The organism is Sphaerisporangium aureirubrum (assembly GCF_042658925.1).
Taxonomy (GTDB): domain Bacteria; phylum Actinomycetota; class Actinomycetes; order Streptosporangiales; family Streptosporangiaceae; genus Sphaerisporangium; species Sphaerisporangium aureirubrum.
The window spans coordinates 1-19,460 of the sequence record NZ_JBHSRF010000056.1 but is presented as its reverse complement, the minus strand read 5'-3'; the positions used below and the strand labels follow the sequence as shown (position 1 = coordinate 19,460).

Below are 19,460 nucleotides of genomic sequence, written 5' to 3'. Positions count from 1 at the left end.
GGGCGTGCGCGGCTGTCTCAGTGGTGCTGCGGGGACAGCAGGTGGGCCAGTTCGTGCTCGACCTCCTGGCTGGCCACGAACAGCAGCTCGTCGCCGGCCTCCAGCGGGTCGTCGTCGGACGGCACCAGCACCCGGCCCTCGCGCAGGATCGCCACCAGCGCCGAGTCCGTCGGCCAGGGCACCGAGCCGGCGCGCTGGCCCACCACCGGCGCGTCCTCGGGCAGCGTCAGCTCGACCAGGTTGGCCTGGCCCTGCCGGAAGGTCATCAGCCGTACCAGGTCGCCCACGCTGACGGCCTCCTCCACCAGCGCCGACAGCAGGCGCGGCGTGGAGACGGCGACGTCAACGCCCCACGACTCGTTGAACAGCCACTCGTTCTTGGGGTGGTTGATCCGGGCCACCACGCGCGGCACGCCGTACTCGGTCTTGGCGAGCAGGGACACCACGAGGTTGACCTTGTCGTCGCCGCTGGCGGCGATCACCACGTGGCAGTTGTTCAGCCCGGCCTCGTCCAGCGAGGAGATCTCGCACGCGTCGGCGAGCAGCCACTCGGCCCGCGGCACGCTGTCGATCTTGATGGCCTTGGGGTCGATGTCGATGAGCAGGACCTCGTGCCCGTTCTCCAGCAACTCGGCCGCGATGGACCGGCCCACCGCCCCGGCGCCCGCGATCGTGACGCGCATCAGCTGGTCTCCTCTTCCGGCGCGGCGGCCAGCACTTTGTTGATCCGGTCCATGTCGTTGTCCGCCGCGATCACGTGCAGGACGTCGCCCTCCTGGAGCACCGTGTCGTGGCGGGGCAGCACCGTCTCGCCCATGCGGTTGACGAACGCCACCCGCGTGCCCGCCATCCGCTCCAGGGTGGCGGCCTTGGTGCCGATCCAGCCGGCGTTGTAGGTGACCTCGGCCAGCGTGACCGTGCCGGTGGGGTCGCGCCACAGCGGCTCGGCGCCCTCGGGCAGCACCCGCCGAAGGATCTGGTCGGCCGTCCAGCGCACCGTCGCCACCGTGGGGATGCCGAGCCGCTGGTACACCTCCGCGCGCCTGGGGTCGTAGATGCGGGCCACCACGTTGTCCACGCCGAACGTCTCGCGGGCCACCCGGGCGGAGATGATGTTGGAGTTGTCGCCGCTGCTCACCGCGACGTAGGCCGCCGCCGACTCGATGCCGGCCTCCTCCAGGACATCGCGGTCGAACCCGATGCCGGTGACCCGGCGCCCGCGGAAGCCGGCGCGCAGCCGCCTGAAGGCCTGGGAGTCCCGGTCGATGATGGCGACCGAATGGCCGTTGTCTTCGAGGATGTGGGCCAGGGTCGAACCGACCCGGCCGCACCCCATGATGACGATATGCATTTTCCCCCGCGGTTCGCTCCGAGGCGGCAGCTTTCAGGACGTTATACAGCTACCAGCCCAAGTATGGCCGGTCGGGTGTGCGGCGTGTGAGGAGCATGACCTTTGGCGGCTAGCATCGTCAGTCGTGGCGAAAGTTGCTGACATGGTCAAGCGGGTGCTCGTCGGGCGAGCCCTGCGCAGCGCCCAGGCGCACGAACAATTGCTGCCCAAGCGCATCGCCCTGCCGGTCTTCGCCAGTGACGCTCTGTCGTCGGTCGCGTACGCCCCGCAGGAGATCCTGATCACTCTCGGGGTGGCGGGGCTGGCGGCCTACCACTTCACTCCGTGGATCGCGGCGGCCGTCGTCGTCATCCTGCTCACCGTGGTCGCCTCCTACCGCCAGAACGTCCGCGCGTACACCAGCGGCGGCGGGGACTTCGAGGTCGCCACGGTCAACCTCGGCTCCAACTGGGGCCTGACCGTGGCCAGCGCCCTGATGGTCGACTACGTGCTCACCGTCGCGGTGTCGGTGTCCTCCGGGGTGGAGAACCTCGCCGCGGCCCTGCCGTTCCTGGCCGACCGCAAGGTGGCGGCGGCGCTGGTGCTGGTGGCGCTGCTGACCGTGGTCAACCTGCGCGGCATCCGGGAGTCGGGCCTCGCCTTCGCCATCCCCACCTACGCCTTCATGATCAGCGTGTTCGGGCTGATGCTGTGGGGAGGGCTGCGCCTGGCCGCCGGCACCGAGCTGCGGGCCCCCACCGCCGGGTACACGGTGACCGGGGAGGGCGTGGGCATCGAGGGGTTCGCCCTGATCTTCCTGCTGCTGCGTGCCTTCTCCTCCGGGTGCGCCGCGCTGACCGGCGTGGAGGCGATCAGCAACGGCGTCCCGGCGTTCCGCAAGCCCAAGGGGAAGAACGCCGCCAACACCCTGCTGGCGCTCGGCATGCTGGCCGCCAGCATGTTCGCCGGCATCACCGCGCTGGCGTACGTCACCGGCGCCAAGTTCGCCGACCCCTCGCAGGGCAGCGTGGTGCTGGACGAGTCCGGCCGCCAGGTGGAGCACCCCGCGCCGGTGATCGCGCAGGTGGCGCAGACGGTGTTCAGCAACTTCACCCCGGCGTTCTACGTGATCACCGCGATGACCGCGCTGATCCTGGTGCTGGCCGCCAACACCGCCTTCAACGGCTTCCCGGTGCTCGGGTCGGTGCTCGCGCAGAACCGCTACCTGCCGCGCCAGCTGCACACCCGCGGCGACCGGCTGGCGTTCAGCAACGGCATCGTCATCCTGGCCACCATGGCCGGGCTGCTGATCTACGCCTTCCAGGCCGAGACCACCCGCCTGGTGCAGCTCTACATCGTCGGCGTGTTCGTGTCGTTCACCGTGAGCCAGACGGGCATGGTGCGCCACTGGAACCGCCTGCTGCGCACCACGACCGACCCCAGGGCGCGGGGGCGCATGGTCCGGGCGCGGGTCATCAACGCCTTCGGCGGCCTGATCACCGGCCTGGTGCTGGTCGTCGTGCTCATCACCAAGTTCACCCACGGCGCGTGGATCGCCTGCGCGGCGATGGTCGTGCTGTTCGTGATGATGCGCGGCATCCGCCGTCACTACGACAACGTGGCGACCGAGCTGGTGGTGCCCGAGGACACCGAGGTCGACGAGTCGATGCTCCCGGCCCGCAACCACGCCATCGTGCTGCTCTCGAAGATCCACAAGCCGACGCTGCGCGCCCTGTCGTACGCGCGGGCCACCCGGCCCTCCACCCTGGAGGCGATCACGGTCAGCGTGGACGCCGAGGAGGCCGCGCAGTTGCAGCGCCAGTGGGAGGAACGCGGCATCCCGGTGCCGCTGAAGATCCTCGACTCGCCGTACCGCGAGATCACCCGGCCGGTCCTGGAGTACGTGAAGCACCTGCGCCGCCGCTCGCCGCGCGACGTGGTGACCGTCTTCATCCCCGAGTATGTCGTCGGTCACTGGTGGGAACACCTGTTGCACAACCAGAGCGCGCTGCGGCTGAAGGGCCGGCTGCTGTTCCAGCCCGGCGTGATGGTCACCAGCGTGCCCTGGCAGCTCCACTCGTCCGACCGGCTCAAGGGCCGCCCCGAGTCCTTCGCGCCCGGCATGGTGCGCCGGCCGTACGCTGAGGCCGGCAAGGACGATCAGGTCAAGATGTGAACGGGGGGACCGCGGTGCAGATCGAGCTCAACGTCGAGCGTGTGGCCAACGGCGGATGGTGTGTCGCGAGGCACGAGGGCCGGGTGGTCTTCGTCCGCCACGCCCTGCCGGGGGAACGGGTGCTCGCCGAGATCACCGACGAGACCACCCGGTTCCTGCGCGCCGACGCGATCGAGATCCTGGACGCCTCGCCCGACCGCGTCACCCCGCCGTGCCCGTTCGCCGGGCCCGGCCGGTGCGGGGGCTGTGACTGGCAGCACGCCACCCTTCCGGCGCAGCGGCGGCTCAAGGCCGAGGTGATCGCCGAGCAGCTGCAGCGGCTGGCGGGCCTGGAGATGAAGATCGAGGTCGAAGAGGTGCCCGGCGCGCCCGACGGCCTCGGCTGGCGCACCCGCGTCCAGTTCGCCGTCGGCCCCGACGGCGTGCCCGGCCTGCGCCGGCACCGTTCGCACGAGATCGAGCCGATCGACGCCTGCCTGATCGCCCACCCCGAGGTGGAACGCCTCGGCGTGGAGCGCGCCGACTGGCACGGCGCCTCGGCCGTCGAGGCCGTGGCCACCTCCACCCGCCAGCGCGCCGTGGTCGTCACCCCCAAGCCGCGCCGCCGCGTGGCCGTCCCCGACCTGGGGGCCGACGCCTCGGTCCTGGTCGACGAGGGCGCGGGCCACGTCCGCGCCGTCCACGGCCGCGCCGGCCTCACCGAGCAGGTGGCGGGCCGCGACTACCGCGTGACCGGCAGCGGCTTCTGGCAGGTCCACCCCGGCGCCCCTGCCGTCCTCCTCGACGCCGTGACCGAGTTCGCCGCCCTCAGCCCCGGCGACTGGGCCCTGGACCTCTACTGCGGCGCCGGCCTGTTCACCGCCACCCTGGCCGAGTCCGTGGGCCCCGAAGGCGCCGTCCTCGGCATCGAGTCGGACCCCCACGCCGTCCAGGACGCCCGCCACAACCTCCGCGACCTCTCCCAGGCCCGCGTGGAGCGCGGCCGCGTGGAGGTCGCCCTGGACCGCTTGGGCGTCGAACGCGCCGACGTCGTGGTGGCGGACCCACCCCGCACCGGCCTCGGCAAGGACGTCGTCACCCGGGTGGCCGCCCTGGACGCCGCCCGCATCGTCTACGTCTCCTGCGACCCCGCCACCCTGGCCCGCGACCTCGCCTGGTTCGCCGCACTCGGCTACCCCGTGGTCGACATACGAGCCTTCGACACGTTCCCGCAGACCCATCACGTCGAGACGGTGACGCTGCTGGTCAAGGAGCGATCTGGGCTCTGACCGGCAGGTCACGGGGCCGGGCGCCGGGCCGCTCAGGGTGCGGCGGGGGTGGCCGGCGGCAGTGGTGCGCGGGTGGTCAGCAGGGTCAGGCCGTAGGCGATGAGGATCTCGCCGATGGGCTGGAAATAGGTGATGCCGCCGGTGGTGCAGTCGCCTGAGCCGCCGGAGGTGACGCCCTGGGCCTGGTCGATGGAGATGAAGGAGCCGCCGGAGTCGCCGGGTTCGGCGCAGACGCTGGTGCGGGTGACCTCGAAGATGGTGCCCTCGGGGTAGGTGACGCTGGCGTCGCGTTGCTGGATGATGCCGCAGTACCAGTCGGTGGTGGAGCCCGCCCGGCAGACCGAGGACCCCTCGATGGCGACCCGGGCGCCCGCGACGGGCAAGGTGCCGCCCTCTCCGACGCCGCCGTTGCTCACCGCCGGCTTGAGCGTCCATTTGGTGTTCACCGCGATCCAGGCGTAGTCGTCGCCGGGGAAGGCCGATCCCTGGAAGACGCCCTGAGCGGTCCTGTTGACCCCGGTGGTGATCGCCCCCTGCTTGCCGCAGTGACCGGCGCTGACGAAACCGTTGAGGTTTCCTTTGGTCACGGCGAACCCGACGGAGCAGCGGTTCGCGTCCCCGATGTAGTAGGCGTCGCCGCCCCGCACCTCGTCCAGGGCCTTCGGGGACTCCAGGGAGGGCACCACGCTCACCACTCCCTTCTCCACCCCGACGGTCTCGATGATCTCTTCGGCCTTCTCCGGCGCCGCCGACAGGACCACGACCTTGTTGTTGCGCACGTCGATGTAGCGCACGCTCCCCGCGCGCGGGTGGGCGGGCAGTGCCTCGTCGAGTTTCTGCTTGATCGGCCGCAGCTGCGCCAGCGAGCGGGCGACGATCTCGGGCCGTGCGCCCGCGGTGAGGATCGCGGGGATGTCGGCCTTGCTGACGGTGGCCACCACCAGGGTGTTGGCGGTGGTTCCCGAGAGCCAGGAGCCGCCGAAGCGATCGCCGAGGGCTACCCGGAGTCTCGCCTCGATCGGCATCAGGCGGGCCTCGTTGAGCAGACGGGCCTCGGCCTGTTCCTTGGTGAGCCCGAGGTCGCGTTGAAGGGCCGCGATCATGCCCGGCGGCGGGGGTTGCCGGACGGCCGGAGCGACCGTGGCGCCGGCTGCCGGGCCGTCGGTGACAACTGGACCGGCCACCAGGCTGAGCGCGACGGCCGCCAGGACGCATGCGGTGCCGAAGGTGTGTCGACGAAACATAGGCCTCTCCCCGACCTCGTCCTTCACAACGTCAGGGGGAGTGAGCTTCGTATCGTGGGTTGATCATGTGATGCGGGCACCGCCACCCTAAGCCAGCCATCTTCGCTCGCAGCGGCACAAGCCGCCCATGAGGCGAGGTGTTGATGAGAATCTTGCGATCAGAGGCCATGAACACGGTGGACCGGCCGAGGACGCCGGTGAGGGGCCTTACGGAATGATGTCCGTTGGGCGGGGGGCGCTCGGCCCGGTGATCCCGTGGTTACGCTGGGCGTGTGCCGAGATGGATGCGGGCCTTGCGGCGGGACGGCGAGGCGGGTGGACGGCCCGGGAGCGGTGGGCGGGGAGACAGCGGTGAAGGGCGGATCGCGTACTTCTGTTATGTCTCGCGGAACAAGGTCGATCAGCTTTACGAGCAGATCGACCCGCGGGCTCTTGACGAGGTCGTCGAGACCAGGAGTCGCGAGAGCACGGTGACGGCGGAGGGGGGCACCGAGTGGGGGGTGCCGCAGGTCGTCAATTTCTTCAAGGGGAGTGCGGGGTACGGGCGGACCGGGCGGATCCAGCGCGAGGTCAAGGTCAAGCAGTCCTACATGGACAAGCTGCGGAAGGTGCTGCTCGCGCTGGCGGAGGAGCGGCCGATCCTTCCGGCCGAGGCGCTGGCGCCGGGCGGGGTGTCGCGGTACTTCCACTACAGCGGCATGTTCAAGGTGGCCAAGCCGCTGACGGGCCACTCCGCCGGCCAGGTGGTGACGATCACCAGCAAGGCCGGTGCGCGGCGGCTGATGCTGGACTGCTCGCTGCGCAACTTCAGTGAGGGGCCGTTGCCCGACGGAAGCTTCTCGGTGAACTCCGCCAACGCGCGCTTCTTCTCCAAGGACATGGCGCTGCCGCTGACCACGGTCTTCCTGCTGCTGGAGTGCGGGCCGGACCGGGTGGTCGGGACGCCGCTGTTCCTGCGCGTCTCGCTGCCCGAGGCGGACGAGATGACCGCCCTGTGACGACCGTGCCCAGGGAGGCGTGGTGACCCGGTACCTGGACCTGGAGCAGGACGAGCCCGAGGAGTACGAGGGCCGCCACATCGTGGTGGACGGCGCCGAGTACGTGATCGGGCCGTGGTTCGCCGAGGGCGGCGAACGCATCGTGCACGGTCTCACCAACGTGCGCGCGGGGCTCACCCTCCACCTGCTGAAGGTCCTGAAGAACCAGCAGGAGGGGGCCCGGATCTCCCGCAACACGGCGGCAAGCCTCAGCCGGCTGCGCGATCTCGGCATTCCGACGGTGCCGGAGGCGATGCTCGTCGAGGGCCACGGGGGAGTGTTCGAGCTGGAGGAGGCCGCGCAGGAGGAACGCGGCCCGGTGGGGCAGCTGGTCGCGAGCGCGTGGGAGGCGGCGGGACAGGGCCGGTGGGAGCAGGTGGAGTCGTTGTGCGCGCGGGTGCTGAACGCGAACGACCACCATGTGATGGCGATGCACCTGATGGCCATGGCCTGCGAGGCTCGGGGCGATCTCAACCGGGCGATCGGGTACGAGGACGCGGCCATCGCCGTGGAGCCGAACGTACGGCCCTTCCGGGAGATCTGGATGCGGTGCATGGCGAGGGCCGGGGCGGTGCACGGGTTCCTGGCCGGGTTCGCGGCGTTCCGGGACAAGTGGCCGGTGGACAACAGGCAGAACGCGGCGGCCGTCGAGGTCCACCTGGCCATGGGACGGCCCGACCGGGCCGCCGGCCTGCCGCTGCGCGACGAGGAGCGCGACCTCTCCCGCCGGATCGCCGAGGAGAACGAGAACAGGGGACGCGCGCTCACGCTCACGGCGGAGGCGTACCAGGCGTTCGCCGCCGAACGGCCGCACCAGGTGGCCGATCTCCTGCGCGCCGCCTACCGCGCCTACCCCAAGGAGGTGGACGTCGCCTACAACTGGGGCCTGGAGCTGATCAGGCAGGACGAGCCGGGAGAGGCGTACGACGTGATCGCCCCGCTCGTCCAGATGATCACGCCGGTCAACCGCACCCAGTGCATCGGCACGGTGGCGTTCACGTGCGCCCTCCAGGGCGGTGACGAGCAGGCCGCCGGTCTGCTGGCCCTGGCGGTGGACGGCCTGGAGAGGCGCGGGCCGCTCCAGTGGGCGGATCTTCCCATGTGGGCGGTCTGGATCCAGCGGGACATGGTCCTGGCCGATCGCCACCGCGCCTCGGCCCTCGTCCGCGACCTGCTGGAGCGCCTGTCCACCCGCGCCCCCGCCCAGTTACGCCGCCTGGCCGCCGCCTACGAGACGCAGCCGTCCGAGGATCGCGGGGGCACCACGCCGGCATAAAGATGCTTTTGCCCTGCTTTGACCTGCGATTTCGTACTCTGCCGCCATGGCGCGATGGGTGGGGGACCACGGGTTCGAGGTCGAGGCGATACGCCTGGACGGGCACACACTGCTGCGGGTGCGGCAGTACGGGTTCCTGGTGGCGTACTGCCGGTCGATCACCGAGGTGACCCGGTACGTGCCGCTGGAGAATCTGGTGGAGCTGATCACCCTGCCAACTGCGGGGGCTCGCTCTCGCGGGTGACCTCGGCGGGGGACTTGTCGTCGCGCAGGCCGCGCCAGGACGGGTGCCGGAGGCGGCCGTCGGGCGTCCACTCGGCGAACTGGACCTCGCCCACCAGGACGGGACTCACCCAGTGGGCGGTCCTGGCCTGTTCGCGGGGGACCGTGGTGCCGAAGGGGCAGTCGGGGCGCTCCAGGGGCGCCAGCAGGGCGCCGAGCTCGCGCAGGGTGCCGTCGGTGAAGCCGGTGCCGACGTTGCCGACGAAGACCAGGTGGCCGTCCTCGTAGACGCCGAGCAGCAGCGCGCCCATCGTGGTGGCGCGCCGCCCCTGGCCGGTGGACCAGCCCCCGATCACGACCTCCTGGGTGCGGACGTTCTTGACCTTGATCCAGTCGGGGGAGCGGCGTCCGGGACGGTACGGCGAGCGCAGCCGCTTGGAGACGACGCCCTCGATGCCGAGCCGGCGGCTCAGCTCCAGCGCGTGCGCGCCGTCGTCGCGGAACCACACCGGGACCTGCCAGCGGGCGCCGGGCACCACGATGTCCTCCAGCAGTTCGCGCCGCTCGGTGTAGGGCAGGGCGACGACGGGCTCGGCGCCGACGTGCAGCACGTCGAACACCATGAGCGTCACCGGGATCGTGGCGACCAGGTGCCTGATCCGCTCGCCGTGCCGCTGGTGCATCCGGTGCTGGAGCACCGAGAAGCTCGGCCGCCCGGCGTCGTCGAACGCGACGATCTCGCCGTCCAGCACGACGTCCCGCCCGCCCACCGAGCCCGCGAGCGGGTACAGCTCGGGATAGGTCGCCGTGACGTCCTTGCCGTTGCGCGAGATCAGCCGTAGCGCGCCGTCCTCGGCGTAGGCGAGCACCCGCACGCCGTCCCATTTCATCTCGTGCCCCCACTCGCCGTCCTCCCCGGCCGGCGGCGGGCCGATCTGGGCGAGCATCGGGGTGTACGTGGGAAGTCCCCCCATGGGCGTTCTCTTACCCCGGTAGGAAGATCCGTATTATCAGCGGATTTAACCGGATTCGTGGTGAGGGGTCCCCTTGTGGGGGGACGGCCGCCGGGGGAGGCCGCACGGCGGCCCGGGTCGCCGGGGGACGTCCGGCCTGTCGGAATAATGGCCTTATGAAACTGAGGATCTTCACCGAGCCCCAGCAGGGTGCCTTCTTCGAGGACCAGCTCCGCGTGGCCCAGGCCACCGAGCGCCTGGGATTCGACGCGTTCTTCCGTTCCGACCACTACCTCCACATGGGCCACATGGGCCGCGACCCCGAGCCGGGCCCCACCGACTCCTGGGTCACGCTCGGGGCCCTCGCCAGGGAGACCGAGCGCATCCGCCTCGGCACCCTGGTGACGGCGGCCACCTTCCGCCTTCCCGGCCCGCTGGCGATCAGCGTGGCGCAGGTCGACCAGATGAGCGGGGGACGGATCGAGTTCGGCTTCGGCACCGGCTGGTTCGACGCCGAGCACAAGGCGTACGGCATCCCGTTCCCGCCGCTCGGCGAGCGGTTCGCCCGCTTCGAGGAGCAGCTGGAGATCATCACCGGCCTGTGGACCACCAAGCCGGGGGACACCTACTCCTTCGAGGGCGCCTACTACCGCCTGGTCGACTCCCCGGCCCTGCCCAAGCCCGCCCAGGACCCCCGCCCGCCGGTCATCATCGGCGGCGGCGGCGCCAAGCGCACGCCACGGCTGGCCGCGCGGTTCGCCGACGAGTTCAACATGCCGTTCAGCTCCCTGGCGGACACCGGGGCCGCCTACGGACGGGTGCGGGCAGCGTGCGAGGCGGCGGGACGCGGGCCGATCGTGCTGTCGGCCGCGCAGGTGGTGTGCGTGGGCGCCGGTGAGGCGGAGCTGGAGCGGCGGGCCGCCGCCATCGGGCGGGACAAGGCCGATCTGCGGGCGAACGCCCTGGCGGGCACCCCGGCCGAGGTGCTGGACAAGATCGGTGAGTTCGGGGCCGCCGGGGCGGAGCGGGTGTACCTGCAGGTGCTCGACCTGTCGGACCTCGACCATCTGGAGCTCATCGCCGCGGAGATCATGCCGCACGTGTGACGGCCGCGCGCCGCGACGGGGATCCCGGGGTGCGGCCGGGATCGGGCCGGAACGGCGAACGGCACGGGGCCGATCATATGCCGTTCACCGGCGGTTCAGCGTGTGTTCACCTGGATGTGCCGGGAGGCGGCAGTGGCACGACCTCGCGCCCGTGGTACGCCGCCAGGTCCTCGCCCCCCTCGTACAGCGCGATCAGTGCGGCGCGGCACGGTTCGATCACGTGCGGGTCGGTCAGCCGCCGGCCGCCCAGATGGCGGCCGGCGTGGTCGTACAGCACCTCGTACATGAGGTCGCCGTCGAGGATCAGCAGCTCGGGCAGCGGGCGGGAGGGCTCGTACCTCCGCACGGCGGAGGCGGGGACCACCCGTGCCCTCTCACCCGCCTCGGCCCGTGCGGCGAGCACGTGCAACTCCCACTGCATGTACGGCGTGAGCGGCCTGTCGACGACACGGATCCGCCGGAACTCGGCGAAGCCCTCGTAGTCGGCGGGGAACGAGCGGCGCATCTCCTCGATCAGGCGCAGGGAACGGTTCCATTCCCCTTCCGCCATGGCCACCCAGCTCGGCTCGTACGGCTCGTGGAAGTGCTGGGCGCGCTCCAGCTTCCAGACGATTCCCGCGGCGCCCTCGTAGGCGGCGCGGAACTCCCGGTTGTAGGCCTCCCGGGGCAGCGACAGGCCGTTCGCGTCTCGCACCTGCTGGAACACGTGATGATCAAGATGGCCGGTCAATGAGACCATGGCAACTCCTCCTCGGGGTCAGGGGCGGTGATCTGACGGAACGCGATGGATCGGTCACGCCAAGTGATCGGCGAAAAACGAACGCCGCCATGCCCGGGGCGGGGTGCGCCGCACCCGGACATGGCGACGATCGAGAACAGGCCGATCATGAAACGCCTGACTGAGAGCGTCAAGGCCCAAAAACGCCGGACGCCGAAGACCGGGCGGTCCGCGTGGACCACCCGGTCGGGTGACGGTGTGCCCCCGGGGGTGCCGGGGAGGGTCAGTGGCCGCGCCGCAGGTGGCCGTGGTGGTGATGGTGGTGGCCGTGGTGGCGGTGGTGGGCGAACCTCAGCAGCCCGATCACCAGCCAGGCCACGAACAGCACCTTGAGCAGCCCGAACACCGGCCAGAGCGACCCGGTGACCGCCCCGGCGAGCAACAGCGCCCCGATGACGAACAGGAACACCGGCGGCCTGCCGTGGTGGCGGCGGTGGGGCGGCCTGCGCCGCCGCTCGTGCTCCGGGTCGTGGTCCTGGTGGTATTCCACCTCGGTGTCGCGGCCCCAGCCACGCCGGCCGGCCAGGTGGTACCCCCAGGTGGCCAGGTCGGCGTGGGACGGCATGGGCGGGCGGCCGGGCCCGAAGGGGCCGCGCGCCGCCGGGTGCCCGAGGGGCGGCGGCCGCTCGCCGTACGCTCCCCGGGCGGGGCGCCGCCCGCCGTGCCCCGCGGGCGGGGCGGCCGTGACCGGCAGGTCGGCCAGCACACGGCGCAGGTCCCCCGACGTGCGGGCGGCGAGCGCGGCGCCGAGCCGCTCGTCGAGCTCCTCGTGGGTGAGGCGGCCCTGGGCGAAGTGCTCGCGCAGCGCGTCCATCACCTCGTCGCGCTCGGCGTCACCGATGCGCAGGTCGTCCCGCATGGTCATCAGAGGCTCACTCCTCGGGGCCGTCGCCGTCGGCCAGGATCTGGTACAGCTTGCGGCGGGTCTCGGCCAAGGTCTGCTTGGCCTGCCTTATCTGACCGTCGGTACCAGTCTGCGCGATCTGGAACAGCGCCGCGGCGGCCTGACGGGACAGATCGAACAATTCGAAGACGCCCTCGTCGACGTTCGGCGTCATGTCCTCCCACGGCGAGCGCACCTCGTCGGGGTGCTCGCTGACATAGGCGAGGCCCGCCTCGGTGAGCTGGAACGTCTTGCGGCCCTCGGTCTCGTCGGCCCGGACCAGCCCCTCGTCGGTGAGCTGCTGGAGCGCCGGGTAGACGGCGCCGGGGCTGGGCTTCCAGCCGCCCTGGCTGCGCTCGGCGATCTCCTGGATGATCTGGTAGCCGTTGCGGGGCTCCTCGGCGAGCAGCGCCAGGATGGCCGCGCGGACGTCGCCGCGCTTGGCCTTGCGGGCCCCCCTGCCGAACGGCCCCCGCCCGCCGAAGCCGCCGGGTCCGCCGAAGCCGGGCCCGAAGCCCCGGCCGAAGTCCCACTGGAACGGCCTAGGCCCGCGGTGCCCCCGGTGGCGGCGCTCACGGCCCTCGTCGTCGTGAGGGTGGTGGGCGTCGTGGTGTGCCTGGTGCCACTCGGCCATCGAGCCGAGCGCGGCCAGGGTGACGCCCCTGAGGGCGTCGGGGCGGAGCCAGGGCGGCCCGCCCATCGCGAATGCGTGTGTCATCGGTCCCCCTAAAGGATCGAGATCTCAACGATCGACCTTCGATCGTTCTCGATGCCTCAAAGATATATCGCGATGCAACTTAGAACAACCCCCTATTTGTGATCGATCGCCGGGATCCCGCCTGGCGCCGGGGATGCGGGCGACGTGACGCACATCACGTCGGACGGGGAACATAACCCGAGGATGGAGCGTTATCTGCATCGGAACGGGATCGTTCTGCTTTGAGAGGGCTGGGGGGTGCTCTTGGAGTAGAACGGTCCCTTCTTCTTTCCCGAGACCTCTGCGAACTCCTGGGAACAGGGGGACGACACGCCGGGACTTTGCCGGAGACCTTCCTCCACCTTGCCCGGCTTTTGCCGTAACGTGCCCGATCGTGATGGTCGAATGATGGGGCACTCGCACGCCCTCAGCGGCGCCGCGCTGTGGCTGCTGGCCGCTCCCGGCCTGGCGGCGCTGCCGGAGCTCGGGGGACTGGCCGGCGACCTGACGCCGGTGGTGGCCAACATGCTCTCGCCGGCCGAGCTGATCGCCGGGGCCCTGGTCTGCGCCGGCGCCGCGATGCTGCCGGACCTGGACCACCCGCACGCCACGATCGCGCAGACGTTCGGCCCCGCGACGTGGGTGCTGAGCAAGGCCGTCAACTGGCTCAGCGGCGGCCACCGGCACATGACCCACTCGCTGTTCTTCGTCGTCGCCGCCGGGATCGGCACCCACCTGCTCGCCGACCGGTACCCGATCGGGCGGGACATCGTGGTCGTCCTGCTGATCGGCCTGGCACTGCGCGCCGTCGGCATCGGGATCCCGGACCGCACCATCACCTCGGCGCTGGTCAACATCGGGCTCACGGCGGGAACGTTCCTGTTCTTCCACTCCCGGGACGTGGGCTACCTGTGGCTCGGCCTCGCGGTGGCCATCGGGTGCCTGGCCCATGTGTTCGGGGACTGCATGACCGAGCGCGGCTGCCCGGTGCTCTGGCCGCTCAAGCACAAGTGGCTGCTGCCGTGGAAGATGGGGCTGAAGACGGGCCGGGCCTTCGAGGTGAAGATCCTCGGGCCGGTGCTCTCGGTCGTGGTGGTCGGCCTGTTCGCCATCCGCCTGATGCCCGTCATGTGATCCTGGGGGCCGCCGCCTCGACGGTGGGCGGCCCTGATCGTCCGCTCATGCCCGGCCGGTGATTTGATGTCGAGATATCGAACCCGATATCTTGATGTCGAGAGACCTGTCCGGCGCGCGAGGTTAGGTGAGCCTGACTCGTGGCGGCATCCCCCCGGTGCGGCAGGATCTAGGGGCGAAAACGGCATAGTGCAACCGATCGTCATAGACGGCGAGAGCGTGATCCAAAAGGGAGGCGAGTCTCCGTGTCCGCGAACAGCTTCGGCAGCCGTGACACACTCCGCGTCGGTGACGCGGCATACGAGATCTACCGGCTGGACGCCGTCGAGGGGTCGGCGCGCCTCCCGTACAGCTTGAAGATCCTGCTGGAGAACCTGCTGCGCACCGAGGACGGCGCGAACATCACCGCCGACCACATCCGGGCGCTCGGCGGCTGGGACCCGGCCGCCGCGCCGAGCGTGGAGATCCAGTTCACCCCGGCCCGGGTGATCATGCAGGACTTCACCGGCGTGCCCTGCGTCGTCGACCTCGCCACCATGCGCGAGGCCGTGCGCGACCTCGGCGGCGACGCCGCGAGGATCAACCCGCTGGCGCCCGCCGAGCTGGTCATCGACCACTCGGTCATCGTCGACTTCTTCGGCCACCCCGACTCCTTCCGGCGCAACGTCGAGCGCGAGTACGAGCGCAACCGCGAGCGCTACCAGTTCCTGCGCTGGGGCCAGACCGCCTTCGACGAGTTCAAGGTCGTGCCGCCCGGCACCGGCATCGTCCACCAGGTCAACATCGAGCACCTGGCCCGCGTCGTGATGACCCGCCCCAGCGCGGACGGCACCCTGGCCGCCTACCCCGACACCTGCGTCGGCACCGACTCCCACACCACGATGGAGAACGGCATCGGCGTGCTCGGCTGGGGCGTCGGCGGCATCGAGGCCGAGGCCGCCATGCTCGGCCAGCCGATCTCCATGCTGATCCCGCGCGTGGTGGGCTTCAAGCTCACCGGCCAGCTGCCCGCCGGGGCCACCGCCACCGACCTGGTGCTGACCGTCACCGAGATGCTGCGCAAGCACGGCGTGGTCGGCAAGTTCGTCGAGTTCTACGGCGACGGCGTCTCCTCGGTGCCGCTGGCCAACCGCGCCACCATCGGCAACATGAGCCCCGAGTTCGGCTCCACCTGCGCCATCTTCCCGATCGACGGCCAGACCATCGACTACCTGCGCCTCACCGGCCGCCCCGAGGAGCAGATCGCCCTGGTCGAGGCATACGCCAAGACCCAGGGCCTGTGGCTGGACCCGGACGCCCCCGAGACGGTCTTCTCGGAGTACCTGGAGCTGGACCTGTCCACCGTCGTCCCGTCCATCGCGGGCCCGAAGCGCCCGCAGGACCGCATAGCGCTGTCGGCGGCCAAGGAGACCTGGCGGCGCGACGTGCGCGAGCACGTCGCCGACTTCGACGACGACGGCGTCGACGAGGCCTCGGCCGAGTCCTTCCCGGCCTCGGACGCCCCGGCCTCCAACTCCCGCGCCAACGGGGCCCGCCCGCACAAGAAGGTGCCGGTCACGCTGGCCGACGGCAGGTCGTTCGAGCTGGACCACGGCGTGGTCACCATCGCGGCCATCACCTCCTGCACCAACACGTCCAACCCGTACGTGATGCTCGGCGCCGCCCTGCTGGCCAGGAACGCCGTGGACAAGGGCCTCACCAGCAAGCCGTGGGTGAAGACCTCCCTGGCCCCCGGCTCGCAGGTCGTCACCGGCTACTTCGAGCGGTCGGGCCTCCAGCCGTACCTCGACAAGATCGGGTTCAACCTGGTCGGGTACGGCTGCACCACCTGCATCGGCAACTCCGGGCCGCTGCCCGAGGAGATCTCCGAGGCGGTCCAGGCCAACGACCTCGCCGTCACCGCCGTGCTGTCCGGCAACCGCAACTTCGAGGGCCGGATCAACCCCGACGTGAAGATGAACTACCTGGCCTCGCCGCCGCTGGTGGTCGCCTACGCGCTCGCGGGCACCATGGACGTCGACCTGGACAACGAGCCGCTCGGCACCGGCTCCGACGGCGAGCCGGTGTACCTGCGGGACATCTGGCCGGCGCCCGCCGAGGTCGCCGAGATCGTCGGCTCCTCCATCGACCGCGAGATGTTCACCCGGGACTACGCCGACGTGTTCAAGGGCGACGACACGTGGCGGTCGCTGCCCATCCCCACGGGCAACACGTTCGACTGGGACCCGGCGTCCACCTACGTCCGCAAGGCGCCGTACTTCGACGGCATGCCGGAGAAGCCCGAGCCGGTCACCGACATCGCCGCGGCCCGCGTGCTCGTCAAGGTGGGCGACTCGGTCACCACCGACCACATCTCGCCCGCCGGGTCCATCAAGGCCGGCACCCCGGCCGCCGAGTACCTCCGGTCCAACGGCGTCGAGGTGCGGGACTTCAACTCCTACGGCTCGCGGCGCGGCAACCACGAGGTGATGATCCGCGGAACGTTCGCCAACATCCGGCTGCGCAACCAGATCGCGCCCGGCACCGAGGGCGGCTACACCCGCGACTTCACGCAGGACGGCGGCCCGGTGTCGTTCATCTACGACGCCTCCGTCAACTACCAGGCCGCGGGCACGCCCCTCGTGGTGCTCGCGGGCAAGGAGTACGGCTCGGGGTCCTCGCGCGACTGGGCGGCCAAGGGCACGGCGCTGCTCGGCGTGCGGGCCGTCATCGCCGAGTCCTACGAGCGCATCCACCGGTCCAACCTGATCGGCATGGGCGTGCTGCCGCTGCAGTTCCCCGAGGGCGAGACGGCGGCCTCCCTCGGCCTCACCGGCGAGGAGGTCTTCGACATCACCGGCGTCGAGGAGCTCAACTCGGGCACCACCCCGGCCACCGTCACCGTCCGCGCCGGGGACGTCGAGTTCCAGGCGGTCGTCCGCATCGACACCCCCGGCGAGGCCGACTACTACCGCCACGGCGGCATCATGCAGTACGTCCTGCGGTCGCTGCTGTCCCGGAGCTGATCGGAGCGGGCCGCGCCGGGCCGAACCATTGGGCGAGCGCCCGGCGCGGCCCGTCCGCGCCCGGCGCGCCCGCCCACGCCACGTGGCCGTCCGGGCGCACCAGCAGCGCCGCCGCGGGTGGCTCGGCGAGGCGCGCCGTCACCAGGTCCACCCGGTCCAGCCACGGCCCGGCGTCCTCGCCCAGCCCGTCCTCGCCGGTCAGGTCCACCAGCACCGGCCGCGCCGCCCGCAGCGCCTCCGCGAGCGGCGCCGCGTCGTCCGGCGCCAGGTCGGGGAGCAGGCGGCCGAGCAGCGGGTGGGGATCGGCGCCGGGCATGTCGTAGCGCGTGGCGGAGCCCTGGAGGACGTCGCGGAGCCTGCGCAGGGGCTCCTCGAACGCGAACAGCTCGGTGAGCAAGGCGCGCAGGGCCGTGCCGTTCTCGCCCTCGGCGTGGTCGAGGGCCGCCTGGGCACGGGTCTCGGCCAGCGTGCGGGCGCCGACGGGATGCCGCTCGGCGTGGTAGCTGTCGAGCAGTCCCCCCGGCGCCCGCCCGCCGAGCAGGGCGGCCAGCTTCCAGGCGAGGTTGACCGCGTCGCTCATCCCCACGTCCAGGGCCGCGCCCCCGGCGGGGAACAGGTGGGCCGCGTCCCCGGCGAGCAGCACCCGCCCCGCGCGGTACCGGTCGGCCAGCCGGGCCTGCGAGACCGTCCGGGACAACCAGACGGGGTCGCCGAGCGGCAGGTCGGCGCCGAGCACCCGGCGCACGGCGGCCCGGAACTCCTCCATCGTCAGCGGGCCGGTGTCGCCGGCCGCCCGCGCGTCGTGCTCGCGCAGGCCGACGGTGCGGACCCCGCGCTCGAACGAGGCGACGATCACCCGGCCGCGCTCGGTGCGGGTCCACCCGGGGCCGAGGCGCCCGAGACCCGGCACGTCGACCTCCTGCTCCTCGAACAGGCCGGTGCCGGGCGGCGCGGTGAACCGGCCGATCCGCAGCACCTCGGGGTCGGTGGTGCCCGGGAAGCCGATCCCCGCCCACTCCCGCACGGGGCTGTGGCCGCCGTCACAGCCCACCGCGTAGCGGGCGGACACCGCGTACCCACCGCCCGGCCCGCGGACCTCCAGCGTCACCCCGGCGGCGTCCTGAGCGAGCCCGGTGACCTCGTGGCCGCGCCGCACCTCGGCATCCAGCTCGCCGGCCCGGGCCGCGAGCACCGCCTCCAGGCGGCGCTGCGGGATCATGAGGGCGAACGGCCCGCCGCCGAGGGCGGCGAAGTCCAGCGGCACCGACCCGAACGGGAACCCCGGCAGCGGCCCGGCGAACTCGGCCTCGGCGACCAGGCGGTCCAGCAGGCCGCGGTGGCGGAGGGTCCCCACGATCTGCCCGCCGAACCCGTTGGCCTTCGGAATCGTCCCCGGCTCCTCCCGCCGTTCCAGCACCAGCGGCCGCACCCCCGCCAGCCCCAGCTCACAGGCCAGCATCAGCCCCACGGGCCCCGCACCCACCACGACGACATCGACATCCATCGGTGTACTCCGATCCCTGCGGCCGGCCGGGCGGAATCCCGGCCGAGCGTTGTCAGGCTAGATTGACAAATCCGCTCCTGTCAATCTAGCCTGACAACCATGGAAGCCGAGGAGCTGGAACGACGCATCAGATCCACCGATCCCGCCGTAACCCTCCGCGCGGTCGGCGCCCTCCACCGCCTCGCCGAACAGGTCGAGGCCCTAGCAGTCACACAGGCCCGCGACCAGGGCTGGACCTGGGAACAAATCGGCGACGCCCTCGGCACCTCCCGCCAGTCCGCCCACGCCAAGTACGGCAAGTGACCGGTGCCGCCGGCCCCGGCAAACGACCGGTGCCGCCGACCACAGCAAACGACCGGTGCCGCCGACCACAGCAAACAATCGGCGCCGCCGACCACAGCAAACAATCGGCGCCGCCGACCACAGCAAACAATCGGCGCCGCCGACCACAGCAAACAATCGGCACCGCCGACCACAGCAAACAATCGGCACCGCCGACCACAGCAAACAATCGGCACCGCCGACCACAGCAAACGAGCCGGCTCACACCCAAGTGCGCCGACCCCCGCCCGGTACGGAAAGTGAGGACCTCGTGAGCCCCAGAGAGCAAAGCCCCTTCGTGACCGTGGTGAAAGCCGCCCTGGACGAGGCCCGGCGTCGCGGCAGCCGCCGCATGGGCACCGAGCACCTGCTCCTCGGCCTGCTACGCCTCCCCGCCTCCCCAGCCGCCCGCGCCCTGGGCGTAGACCTGGCCGAGGCCCGCTCCACCCTGGACGCCCTGGACCGCGCCGCCCTGCGCGCCATCGGCATCGACATCCGCGACTTCCCACCCCCCGGCACCCCCTCC

The 19,460-nt window shown here is 71.4% G+C and carries 18 protein-coding genes; 10 read left to right on the top strand and 8 right to left on the bottom strand.

Annotated elements, in window-relative coordinates; translation table 11 throughout:
• Positions 1 to 17: 17 nt before the first annotated feature.
• On the bottom strand, positions 18 to 683 hold the full coding sequence (locus ACFP1K_RS28540; RefSeq protein WP_380758960.1) for a potassium channel family protein: 666 nt from the start codon (positions 681 to 683) through the stop codon (positions 18 to 20).
• Complete coding sequence (locus tag ACFP1K_RS28535; RefSeq protein ID WP_380758958.1) at positions 683 to 1,351, bottom strand: potassium channel family protein; 669 nt, start codon at positions 1,349 to 1,351, stop codon at positions 683 to 685. Before ACFP1K_RS28535 ends, ACFP1K_RS28540 begins: the two co-directional genes overlap by 1 nt.
• A gap of 124 nt (positions 1,352 to 1,475) precedes the next feature.
• Between ACFP1K_RS28535 and ACFP1K_RS28530 the strand changes: the two genes are divergently transcribed.
• Together ACFP1K_RS28530 and ACFP1K_RS28525 are read left to right on the top strand one after the other, a co-directional pair.
• Entirely contained in the window at positions 1,476 to 3,506 is a 2,031-nt protein-coding gene (locus ACFP1K_RS28530; RefSeq protein ID WP_380758956.1) for an APC family permease, read from the top strand.
• Positions 3,503 to 4,774, top strand: coding sequence for a class I SAM-dependent RNA methyltransferase (locus ACFP1K_RS28525; RefSeq protein ID WP_380758954.1), 1,272 nt, complete (start codon positions 3,503 to 3,505; stop codon positions 4,772 to 4,774). Before ACFP1K_RS28530 ends, ACFP1K_RS28525 begins: the two co-directional genes overlap by 4 nt.
• Before the next feature lie 32 nt (positions 4,775 to 4,806).
• Here the strand turns inward: ACFP1K_RS28525 and ACFP1K_RS28520 are convergent, their stop codons facing one another.
• A complete protein-coding gene (locus ACFP1K_RS28520) occupies positions 4,807 to 6,018 on the bottom strand; it encodes a S1 family peptidase (protein WP_380758952.1) in 1,212 nt (403 codons plus the stop codon).
• 272 nt (positions 6,019 to 6,290) lie between these two features.
• Between ACFP1K_RS28520 and ACFP1K_RS28515 the strand changes: the two genes are divergently transcribed.
• The 3 genes from ACFP1K_RS28515 to ACFP1K_RS28505 are packed head-to-tail and all read left to right on the top strand — an operon-like array spanning position 6,291 to position 8,575.
• Positions 6,291 to 7,016 (top strand): DUF7019 family protein, encoded by a 726-nt coding sequence (locus tag ACFP1K_RS28515; RefSeq protein ID WP_380758950.1) that lies wholly within the window; start codon positions 6,291 to 6,293, stop codon positions 7,014 to 7,016.
• A 22-nt stretch (positions 7,017 to 7,038) separates the two neighbouring features.
• Positions 7,039 to 8,331: a tetratricopeptide repeat protein gene (locus ACFP1K_RS28510; RefSeq protein WP_380758948.1), complete on the top strand. Its 1,293-nt coding sequence runs from the start codon at positions 7,039 to 7,041 to the stop codon at positions 8,329 to 8,331.
• A gap of 46 nt (positions 8,332 to 8,377) precedes the next feature.
• The gene (locus ACFP1K_RS28505) at positions 8,378 to 8,575 is read left to right on the top strand and encodes a hypothetical protein (protein WP_380758946.1); all 198 of its coding nucleotides are present in this window, start codon (positions 8,378 to 8,380) and stop codon (positions 8,573 to 8,575) included.
• Here the strand turns inward: ACFP1K_RS28505 and ligD are convergent.
• Complete coding sequence (gene ligD / locus ACFP1K_RS28500; protein WP_380758944.1) at positions 8,538 to 9,527, bottom strand: non-homologous end-joining DNA ligase; 990 nt, start codon at positions 9,525 to 9,527, stop codon at positions 8,538 to 8,540. The two genes, ACFP1K_RS28505 and ligD, sit on opposite strands and share 38 nt — an antisense overlap.
• 155 nt (positions 9,528 to 9,682) lie before the next feature.
• Between ligD and ACFP1K_RS28495 the strand changes: the two genes are divergently transcribed.
• Positions 9,683 to 10,612, top strand: coding sequence for an LLM class F420-dependent oxidoreductase (locus ACFP1K_RS28495; protein ID WP_380758942.1), 930 nt, complete (start codon positions 9,683 to 9,685; stop codon positions 10,610 to 10,612).
• Positions 10,613 to 10,718: 106 nt separating this feature from the next.
• Here ACFP1K_RS28495 and ACFP1K_RS28490 read toward each other — a convergent pair whose 3' ends face one another.
• The 3 genes from ACFP1K_RS28490 to ACFP1K_RS28480 form a co-directional block, all read right to left on the bottom strand.
• Positions 10,719 to 11,351 carry a DUF6879 family protein gene (locus tag ACFP1K_RS28490; RefSeq protein WP_380758940.1) on the bottom strand — a complete coding sequence of 211 codons (633 nt, stop codon included), beginning with the start codon at positions 11,349 to 11,351 and terminating at the stop codon, positions 10,719 to 10,721.
• Positions 11,352 to 11,613: 262 nt separating this feature from the next.
• Positions 11,614 to 12,255 (bottom strand): DUF1707 SHOCT-like domain-containing protein, encoded by a 642-nt coding sequence (locus ACFP1K_RS28485; RefSeq protein ID WP_380758938.1) that lies wholly within the window; start codon positions 12,253 to 12,255, stop codon positions 11,614 to 11,616.
• Positions 12,256 to 12,262: 7 nt separating this feature from the next.
• On the bottom strand, positions 12,263 to 12,991 hold the full coding sequence (locus ACFP1K_RS28480; RefSeq protein WP_380758936.1) for a PadR family transcriptional regulator: 729 nt from the start codon (positions 12,989 to 12,991) through the stop codon (positions 12,263 to 12,265).
• Between the two features lie 384 nt (positions 12,992 to 13,375).
• On the opposite strand from ACFP1K_RS28480, the gene ACFP1K_RS28475 reads away from it, so the two are divergent.
• Positions 13,376 to 14,104, top strand: coding sequence for a metal-dependent hydrolase (locus ACFP1K_RS28475; protein ID WP_380758934.1), 729 nt, complete (start codon positions 13,376 to 13,378; stop codon positions 14,102 to 14,104).
• Positions 14,105 to 14,349: 245 nt separating this feature from the next.
• Positions 14,350 to 17,109 (top strand): aconitate hydratase AcnA, encoded by a 2,760-nt coding sequence (gene acnA, locus ACFP1K_RS28470; protein ID WP_380758932.1) that lies wholly within the window; start codon positions 14,350 to 14,352, stop codon positions 17,107 to 17,109.
• Here the strand turns inward: acnA and ACFP1K_RS28465 are convergent.
• Complete coding sequence (locus ACFP1K_RS28465; protein ID WP_380758930.1) at positions 17,069 to 18,613, bottom strand: FAD-dependent monooxygenase; 1,545 nt, start codon at positions 18,611 to 18,613, stop codon at positions 17,069 to 17,071. The two genes, acnA and ACFP1K_RS28465, sit on opposite strands and share 41 nt — an antisense overlap.
• Before the next feature lie 99 nt (positions 18,614 to 18,712).
• Between ACFP1K_RS28465 and ACFP1K_RS28460 the strand changes: the two genes are divergently transcribed.
• Both ACFP1K_RS28460 and ACFP1K_RS28455 read left to right on the top strand, forming a co-directional pair.
• Positions 18,713 to 18,916 carry a hypothetical protein gene (locus ACFP1K_RS28460; protein WP_380758927.1) on the top strand — a complete coding sequence of 68 codons (204 nt, stop codon included), beginning with the start codon at positions 18,713 to 18,715 and terminating at the stop codon, positions 18,914 to 18,916.
• Positions 18,917 to 19,205: 289 nt separating this feature from the next.
• The coding region (locus ACFP1K_RS28455; RefSeq protein WP_380758925.1) for a Clp protease N-terminal domain-containing protein at positions 19,206 to 19,460 on the top strand (255 nt) is incomplete at its 3' end.